This is a genomic window from Thiolapillus sp. (assembly GCF_048562965.1).
Lineage (GTDB): Bacteria > Pseudomonadota > Gammaproteobacteria > Chromatiales > Chromatiaceae > Thiolapillus > Thiolapillus brandeum_A.
This window is the reverse complement of sequence record NZ_JBHNMF010000136.1, coordinates 1-7,447: the sequence shown is the minus strand read 5'-3', so window position 1 is coordinate 7,447 and position 7,447 is coordinate 1. Positions and strand designations below refer to the sequence as shown.

11 protein-coding genes are annotated in these 7,447 nt (G+C 58.6%); 5 read left to right on the top strand and 6 right to left on the bottom strand.

Annotated elements, in window-relative coordinates:
- The 3 genes from ACOCD2_RS09025 to ACOCD2_RS09015 form a co-directional block, all read right to left on the bottom strand.
- A partial coding sequence (locus ACOCD2_RS09025) for a LytR/AlgR family response regulator transcription factor (RefSeq protein ID WP_293672581.1) occupies positions 1–240 on the bottom strand: 240 nt, incomplete at its 3' end.
- Positions 237–530: a sensor histidine kinase gene (locus ACOCD2_RS09020; protein WP_293645902.1), complete on the bottom strand. Its 294-nt coding sequence runs from the start codon at positions 528–530 to the stop codon at positions 237–239. The genes ACOCD2_RS09020 and ACOCD2_RS09025, both read right to left, overlap by 4 nt.
- 22 nt (positions 531–552) lie before the next feature.
- Positions 553–1,167, bottom strand: coding sequence for a sensor histidine kinase (locus tag ACOCD2_RS09015; protein ID WP_293645904.1), 615 nt, complete (start codon positions 1,165–1,167; stop codon positions 553–555).
- 99 nt (positions 1,168–1,266) lie between these two features.
- Between ACOCD2_RS09015 and argH the strand changes: the two genes are divergently transcribed.
- The 3 genes from argH to ACOCD2_RS09000 all read left to right on the top strand — a co-directional run bounded on the left by argH (position 1,267) and on the right by ACOCD2_RS09000 (position 3,365).
- Entirely contained in the window at positions 1,267–2,646 is a 1,380-nt protein-coding gene (argH, locus tag ACOCD2_RS09010) for an argininosuccinate lyase (protein WP_293645906.1), read from the top strand.
- A complete protein-coding gene (locus tag ACOCD2_RS09005) occupies positions 2,643–3,053 on the top strand; it encodes a hypothetical protein (protein ID WP_293645907.1) in 411 nt (136 codons plus the stop codon). Before argH ends, ACOCD2_RS09005 begins: the two co-directional genes overlap by 4 nt.
- 168 nt (positions 3,054–3,221) lie before the next feature.
- A complete protein-coding gene (locus ACOCD2_RS09000) occupies positions 3,222–3,365 on the top strand; it encodes a hypothetical protein (RefSeq protein WP_293645909.1) in 144 nt (47 codons plus the stop codon).
- A gap of 20 nt (positions 3,366–3,385) precedes the next feature.
- Here the strand turns inward: ACOCD2_RS09000 and ACOCD2_RS08995 are convergent, their stop codons facing one another.
- From ACOCD2_RS08995 to ACOCD2_RS08985, 3 genes are read right to left on the bottom strand one after another with little or no spacing between them, the layout of a single operon-like run.
- Positions 3,386–4,672 carry an ammonium transporter gene (locus ACOCD2_RS08995; RefSeq protein ID WP_293645911.1) on the bottom strand — a complete coding sequence of 429 codons (1,287 nt, stop codon included), beginning with the start codon at positions 4,670–4,672 and terminating at the stop codon, positions 3,386–3,388.
- A gap of 14 nt (positions 4,673–4,686) precedes the next feature.
- The gene (gene glnK / locus ACOCD2_RS08990) at positions 4,687–5,025 is read right to left on the bottom strand and encodes a P-II family nitrogen regulator (protein ID WP_293645913.1); all 339 of its coding nucleotides are present in this window, start codon (positions 5,023–5,025) and stop codon (positions 4,687–4,689) included.
- Positions 5,026–5,040: 15 nt separating this feature from the next.
- Positions 5,041–5,742: a TorF family putative porin gene (locus ACOCD2_RS08985; RefSeq protein ID WP_293645915.1), complete on the bottom strand. Its 702-nt coding sequence runs from the start codon at positions 5,740–5,742 to the stop codon at positions 5,041–5,043.
- Between the two features lie 276 nt (positions 5,743–6,018).
- Between ACOCD2_RS08985 and ACOCD2_RS08980 the strand changes: the two genes are divergently transcribed.
- Both ACOCD2_RS08980 and ACOCD2_RS08975 read left to right on the top strand, forming a co-directional pair.
- Positions 6,019–6,270 (top strand): accessory factor UbiK family protein, encoded by a 252-nt coding sequence (locus ACOCD2_RS08980; protein WP_293645917.1) that lies wholly within the window; start codon positions 6,019–6,021, stop codon positions 6,268–6,270.
- Between the two features lie 170 nt (positions 6,271–6,440).
- Positions 6,441–7,328: a YifB family Mg chelatase-like AAA ATPase gene (locus tag ACOCD2_RS08975; protein WP_305800245.1), complete on the top strand. Its 888-nt coding sequence runs from the start codon at positions 6,441–6,443 to the stop codon at positions 7,326–7,328.
- Positions 7,329–7,447: the final 119 nt, after the last annotated feature.

The window sequence follows — 7,447 nt, the reverse complement described above, 5'->3', positions numbered from 1 at the left end:
AAAAATGATCGCTGGCGGCGGTTCCTGGCGGGATATGTGCGCGGCCGCTTCCAGTCCGTCCATGCCGGGCATGTGAATGTCCATGAATACCAGATCGACGGGATGGGCTTCACTCAGCGCCACTGCCTGCTCACCGTTTTCCGCCTCGGCGGTCACTTCATAGTCACCGCCGAGTTCGCTGATCAGTCCCCGCAGGCGCTGCCGCGCCGGTGCCTCGTCATCGACGATCATCAGCTTCATTTCCCCTTCTCCTGCACCGGAAACCAGATGCGTACCTGATAGTGGTTTTCCACCATGCCAGTGTGCATGCCCGCCGCCGGGCCAAAACGCATTTGCAGCCGCTGGCGGATATTCTCCAGCGCCATGCGGTTACCTGCCTGGTGCGCCTTGCCGTCATCGGGAGGCAGGGTATTGCTCACGGTGAGCGCCACGATACTGTTGCGGTAGTGGCCGACGATACGGATCTCACCGCCTTTCACCGTAGCCCCCACACCATGATAGACCGCATTCTCCACCAGCGGCTGCAGCAACAGGGCAGGCAGGGTGACCTTTTCAGGCAGGTTTTCCAGATCCCAGGCTGGCGCGAAACAGGTCGGACAGATCCTGCAGCACTTCCTCGGCACAGGCCGGGTCGGAAGGAATCAGGCTGACCACGGTGTTGAGACTGTTAAACAGGAAATGGGGCCGGATACGTGCCTGCAGCGCCTGAAAACGCGCCCGGCTCTCCGCCAGCTCGCGTTGCTTCTGCCGGTGGTTTTCGTAAAGATAGCGCAGGATCAGGGCACCGAGTATCCCGCTGATGCCCAGGGTTCTGATCAACAATTCCTGCAGGGTGACGTTGACCAGCATTTCCACCGGCAACAGCCAGACGGTGCACAGGCTGACAACCAGCGCCACCAGCATGATCACACACCAGGCCACCAAGCCGGCCAAGCCATGACGCATGCGACCCAGCCACCCCTTGAGCAGACAGATCAGCGCAGCAGCCATCAGGCCGATCCAGAGGATATACAGGGCGATGACACTGAAGCTCTCCCAGAACTGGCGCAGGTGATCGGCGGCTGCCAGTGACAGCACCATGGCCATCAAGGTAGCACTGACCACCACGGCAGCTACTGTGCGCACTCCGCAGAAATCAGGCAGAAAACTCCTGTGCTCTGAACTCATATCCCCCTTTCACCATGAACCGGCATCGATACAGTATAATCTCAGCCAATATATAACGGTATGCATAAGCTCACATTGCATCACCTTCAGGAAAACACGATGACCGACAAGAAACTCTGGGCAGGACGATTCAATCAGCCCACCGACGCCTTCGTCGAAGCCTTCACTGCTTCGGTGGAATTCGACCAGCGCCTCGCCGATTACGACATCCAGGGCTCCATCGCCCATGCCACCATGCTGGCCCGGCAGGGCATATTGAGCGAGGAGGAAAAGGACAGCATCATCGCTGGCCTGGAGCGCATCCGTGAACAGATCGCCCGTGGCGACTTCCCATGGTCCGTGAGCCTGGAAGACGTGCACATGAACATCGAGGCCGCCCTCACGGAAGACATCGGCGACGCGGGCAAGAAACTGCATACCGGCCGCTCGCGCAACGACCAGGTGGCTACCGACGTGCGCCTGTGGCTGCGCGATGAGATCGCCGCCATCCAGGCCGAGATCCGCCGCTTCCAGCTGGCACTGCTGGAACTGGCTGAGCGCGAGGCAGAGACCATACTGCCCGGCTTCACTCACCTGCAGACCGCCCAGCCCGTGACCTTTGGCCACCACATGCTGGCCTGGTTTGAGATGCTGCAGCGCGACCACGGCCGCTTTAGCGACTGCGCCCGGCGCATGAATCAATGCCCCCTGGGGGCTGCCGCCCTGGCCGGCACCACCTACCCCATAGACCGGGAATACAGCGCCGAACTCCTGGGCTTCGACGGCCCCTGCGCCAACTCCCTGGACGCAGTGAGCGACCGGGACTTCGCCATCGAATTCAGTGCCGCTGCCAGTATTCTGATGATGCACCTGTCGCGAATGTCCGAGGAACTGATTATCTGGTCCTCGGCCCAGTTCGGCTTCGTCAACCTGTCTGACAGCTTCTGCACCGGCTCCTCCATCATGCCGCAGAAGAAGAACCCGGACGTGCCCGAGCTGGTTCGGGGCAAGAGCGGCCGGGTGTTCGGCCATCTCATGGGCCTGCTCACCCTGATGAAATCCCAGCCCCTGGCCTATAACAAGGACAACCAGGAAGACAAGGAACCCCTGTTCGACACCGTGGACAATATCAAGGGCTGTCTCAAGGTATTCGCCGACATGGTGCCGGAAATCACCTGCAACGCCGAAGCCATGCGCCAGGCCGCCCTCAAGGGCTTCGCCACCGCCACGGATCTGGCCGACTACCTGGTGCGCAAGGGCATCCCGTTCCGCGACGCCCACGAAGTAGTTGGAAAGGCCGTGGCCCTGTGCGTGGAGCGTGGCATCGATCTTGCGGACCTGAGCCTGAACGAGCTGCGGGCGTTCAATGAGGCCATTACCGAGGATGTTTTCGAATATCTCACCCTGGAAGGCTCCGTGGCCGCCCGCAATCACACCGGCGGCACGGCACCGGAACAGGTGCGCAAGGCCATTGCCCGGGCCAAGGGCGCCCTGGCATGAGCAACAGCGTCCGGGTCAGCGTGACGTTTTCCTATCGCGGCAAACTGCTGCAGCCCGAAATCCGACTCGACCTGGACGAAGCATTGCAGCAGAACCTGGAACCGGAAAATATCTATGCCCTCCTCGCTACCCGCAACGGCATCGACTACTATTCCTACGAATACGAAATGCTTCAGGCCGAACCTTTGGTGTTCGGCCAGGCCCAAGGACTGGCCACTGGCTTCGTATCCGAGGGTCAGCTGGATTGGGCCGGGCTGGCAGCAGCCTGGAAGGAACGGCAACTGCTGGATGAACTCACCCATATCGCCAGAGAACATCTGGGCATCCGGGAACTCCAAGACCTCCCCGGACTCCAGGAAACCTTGTTGGCCGCATACGGGGCTGGAAAATCAGATACTGCATCCTGAGCCACGATACGGTTGTAGGTCGGGCTTCACCCGACAAGGGCTCGCCCCGCGGGGAAGTCGGGCTGAAGCCCGACCTACAAACTCCCGTACATAACCTGCAGGGGTGGAGGAAATGCTGTAAATGCCGGGAGCATTTCCAGTGTCCTGCGCCCGCGACATACGACCGCCATGGACGGCGGAAGTGCTGGCAATGCAGGAGCAGTTTTCGGTCCGTACATCCTGTACATGCGCCGCTCCGGCCATCCCTGGCCTCTCGCGGCATACACTCCATCCCTGGAGATAAAAAAGGCGCCCGAAGGCGCCTTTGCTTAGACAGTGTTGTTGTACCTCTATCAGATGCCGGAGCCCTGAGCGCCTGTGAACTCGGGATAGGCTTCCATCCCGCACTCAGCCAGGTCAACACCTTCGTACTCTTCTTCTTCGGATACGCGCAGACCCATAACGACCTTGATGATCATCCATACGACCAGGCTGGTAACGAATACCCATCCAAAGATAGTGCCGGCACCGATGAGCTGACCGGAGAAGCTGGAGTCACCATTGGTGACGGGCACCAGCATCAGCCCCAGGAAGCCACACACACCGTGAACGGAGATGGCGCCAACAGGATCGTCGATACGCATCTTGTCGAGACCCAGGATAGCAAACACAACCAGTGCGCCACCGGCAGCACCGAACAGGGTGGCCTGAAGCACGGTAGGCGTGGAAGGCTCGGCGGTAATGACCACCAGACCGGCCAGGGCGCCGTTCAGTGCCATGGTCAGGTCAGCCTTGCCGAACAGAATGCGGGCAACGATCAGTGCAACTACCACACCACCGGCTGCAGCCGCGTTGGTGTTTACGAAGACCATAGCCACGGAGTTGGCGCTGGCGATATCACCCAGTTTCAGCACGGAACCGCCGTTGAAGCCGAACCAGCCGAACCACAGGATGAAGGTACCCAGGGTCGCCAGTGGCAGGTTGGCACCGGGGATGGGACGAATCTCACCGTTGGGGCCGTACTTGCCTTTACGGGCGCCGAGGAGCAGAACACCAGCCAGGGCAGCAGCAGCGCCGGCCATGTGTACGATGCCGGAACCGGCAAAATCAGAGAAGCCCAGGTCGCCAAGGGTATACAAACCGAATACGGAGGAGCTACCCCAGGTCCAGGAACCTTCCATAGGATAGATGAAGCCAGTCATTACAACGGCGAAGATCAGGAAGGCCCACAGCTTCATGCGCTCGGCAACGGCGCCGGAAACAATGGACATGGCGGTCGCCACGAACACCACCTGGAAGAAGAAGTCGGAAGCAGTGGAGTAAACTGAACCACCGCCAAAGCCATCTTCACGTCCAGCCATGCTCTTGAGCGCATCGACAACCAGAGTCTCACCACCGGCGAGGCCACTCAGCAGGTACTCACCGCCGTACATAATCGCGTAACCGGACACCATATACATGATGCAGGAAACGGCGAACAGGGCAATGTTCTTGGTGAGGATCTCAACCGTGTTCTTGGAACGGACCAGGCCCGCTTCCAGCATGGAGAAGCCAGCGGCCATCCACATGACCAAGGCACCCATTACCAGGAAGTAAAAGGTGTCCATGGCATACTGAAGTTCAAAAATATTGTTTTCCATCAGAGCACTCCCCCTTACAGTGCTTCCGTGCCGGTCTCGCCGGTACGGATACGAATGGTTTGTTCGACTTCGCTGACGAAGATCTTGCCGTCACCGATCTTGCCTGTACGCGCCGCGTTGGTGATAGCCTCGATGACCGCATCCACCTGATCCGCGCTCACGGCAGCTTCCAGCTTGATCTTGGGCAGGAAGTCCACAACATATTCTGCGCCACGATAAAGTTCGGTATGGCCCTTCTGACGGCCAAAACCCTTCACTTCTGTAACGGTGATGCCCGCTACGCCGATCTCGGACAGTGCTTCACGCACGTCGTCCAGCTTGAACGGCTTGATAATTGCTGTTACCAGTTTCATCTCGTTACCCCTGAATTAAAAAGTTTTGCCCCAGGAAACCAGGAATTTCACATCATCGCTGCCAGACTCTTCATCAGCCTTGGAAACCGTCATGGTGAAATCACCCCAGTCGCCGGCACTCTTGGTGACATCCAGCTGGATATGCCCGTAATCCGGGTCGCCGTAGACATCGTCCCATTTGCTCTTGCTGGTATCGAAATCGTAGTAGCCGTAAGTGCCACCAACGCTCCAGGTCTCAGCCACGTCGAAGCTGGCAGAGATGTGGTAATAGATATCTCCATTGGAGAAAGGACCGTCGCTGTCAGCCTGGCCGTTGACAGTGTAGGCGATGCCGGCTTCCAGGAACTTCCAGGAACCGGTGGCGCTGATCTCGGTAAAATCGGAATCATCAAAACTGGAAGTCGGGTAGTAGTAGTAGATCAGTCCCAGGTCGTAGCCAAAGTCGCCGATCTCATTGGCGAAGCCACCGTAGAAGTCAACCTCGGCACCGGAACCATTGCCCCAGTCGATGTTGGAAGCCCAGGTACCCAGGTAGAAGCCACTGTCGTGGGCCCAGTCGATGCCACCGGAAATGGCAGCAGCATCACCTGTCTGGCTGACACCACGCCACAGGTAGTTGGAAGTAGCGCCGATATTGGCAGTCAGCTCGGCTTGTGCCATGGAAGTTGCACCCAGCAGAATGGCTCCGCAGGCGATGGCGAGTTTTTTGTTCATCATTGCAAATACTCCTGATTGTTTCGTCGGAATTGAAAGTGTTTGGCCTAGCATGAAGCACATACCATGCCAGCATTGATAATTTCTTTTATTACATGAAGTTACAGAAGACGGGTCATTTCCTCAGGCAGTACTCACCAAACAGCCGCACCAATTTGGCGCAACTGCTGAACAGCCCGCCCAGCTTGGTGCATGCCTTGCACTGCATTTACAGGCTGGACAAACGCTTCGGCTGTGGTTTAGGCTGAACACCCGTCTCCATACCGGACAGCAGAAGTCATGATTGACCCCAAGATCCTCGACGACATTTCCAGCAGAGTCAGCAACAGTCTGCCCCAGGGATTGCAGGCTCTTCAGAGCGATCTGCAGCACAACCTGCGAACCGGACTGGAGTCCGCACTGAGCAAACTCAACCTGGTCACGCGGGAAGAGTTCGATGTGCAACAGGCCGTGCTCATGCGTACCCGGACGAAAGTCGAAGCACTGGAAAAACAGGTCGCGGAACTGGAGAAAATACTGGAGAATCGATGAATGTACCCCCTCTCCCCTGGGGGAGACGACTGCACGGATGCAGGAGGTAGAGCAACGCATGGAGCAGTTACCGAGGGTCAGGGTGGCCTTTCACCCCCTCCCCAACCCTCCCCTGCAAGCGAGGGAGGGGTATTTGAGAGTTCATCCAAACTAACTGACCAAGGAAGGTTATGTCACTCGCAACCACCTACTGCCGCGCCAGCGTCGGCATTGAAGCTCCTCTCGTTACCGTAGAAGTGCACCTCGCCAACGGCCTGCCTGCCTTTGCCATCGTGGGCCTGCCGGAAAAGGCGGTGCAGGAAAGCCGCGACCGGGTGCGCAGCGCCCTGATCAACTCGGGCTACGAATTCCCGGCGAGGCGCATCACCGTCAACCTCGCTCCGGCGGATCTTCCCAAGGAAGGCGGCTGCTTCGACCTGCCCATCGCCATCGGCATCCTTGCCGCTTCCGGGCAGATTCCTGCCGAAGCACTGGAGAGCTGTGAATTCACCGGCGAACTGAACCTGTCCGGCGATGTGCGCCCCGTCACCGGCATACTGCCCGCCACGCTGGCCGCGCGGGAAAGCAGTCATCGCCTGTTTATCCCACGAGCCAATCTGGAAGAAGCCAGCCTGGCGGAAGGTATCGATCTGCATCCGGTGGAACATCTTCTGCAGTTGAGCAATCATCTGTGTGGACGCTCCCTGATCTCCCCGGAGCATATCCACGCGCCAGAGAACGGGCTTGCGGAAACCCTGCCCGATCTGAGCGAGGTACGCGGTCAGGCCCAGGCCAAGCGCGCCCTGACCATCGCTGCTGCTGGTCTCCACAACCTGCTGTTCAGCGGCCCACCGGGAAGTGGCAAGTCCATGCTCGCCAGCCGGTTGCCCGGCATATTGCCGCCCATGACAGACACTCAGGCGCGGGAACACGCTATGATCCAATCCATCAGCGGGCTGCCTTTCGATCCCAGACGCTGGAAACAGCGCCAGCTCCGGGCTCCCCACCACACGGCTTCTGCTGTCGCCCTGGCCGGCGGCGGCTGTCAGAATTCATTAATTTTGCGACGATTGCATTAATTACTAGAGTTTAGAGTTTCAGAGGAGAAAAACCACTAAAAATCTCAAAAAATAGTTGACATAGCAAGGCGCGGCCTCTCAGAAGAGAAATCAACACAAACTTCTGGAGGCCGCTATGG

Bases quoted from the DNA above. Each gene is read 5' to 3' on its own strand.
- ACOCD2_RS08995 (WP_293645911.1), bottom strand. From the start codon at position 4,672: ATGGAAAACAATATTTTTGAACTTCAGTATGCCATGGACACCTTTTAC.
- ACOCD2_RS08980 (WP_293645917.1), top strand. From the start codon at position 6,019: ATGATTGACCCCAAGATCCTCGACGACATTTCCAGCAGAGTCAGCAAC.
- argH (WP_293645906.1), top strand. From the start codon at position 1,267: ATGACCGACAAGAAACTCTGGGCAGGACGATTCAATCAGCCCACCGAC.
- glnK (WP_293645913.1), bottom strand. From the start codon at position 5,025: ATGAAACTGGTAACAGCAATTATCAAGCCGTTCAAGCTGGACGACGTG.
- ACOCD2_RS08975 (WP_305800245.1), top strand. From the start codon at position 6,441: ATGTCACTCGCAACCACCTACTGCCGCGCCAGCGTCGGCATTGAAGCT.
- ACOCD2_RS08985 (WP_293645915.1), bottom strand. From the start codon at position 5,742: ATGATGAACAAAAAACTCGCCATCGCCTGCGGAGCCATTCTGCTGGGT.
- ACOCD2_RS09015 (WP_293645904.1), bottom strand. From the start codon at position 1,167: ATGAGTTCAGAGCACAGGAGTTTTCTGCCTGATTTCTGCGGAGTGCGC.
- ACOCD2_RS09005 (WP_293645907.1), top strand. From the start codon at position 2,643: ATGAGCAACAGCGTCCGGGTCAGCGTGACGTTTTCCTATCGCGGCAAA.
- ACOCD2_RS09000 (WP_293645909.1), top strand. From the start codon at position 3,222: ATGGACGGCGGAAGTGCTGGCAATGCAGGAGCAGTTTTCGGTCCGTAC.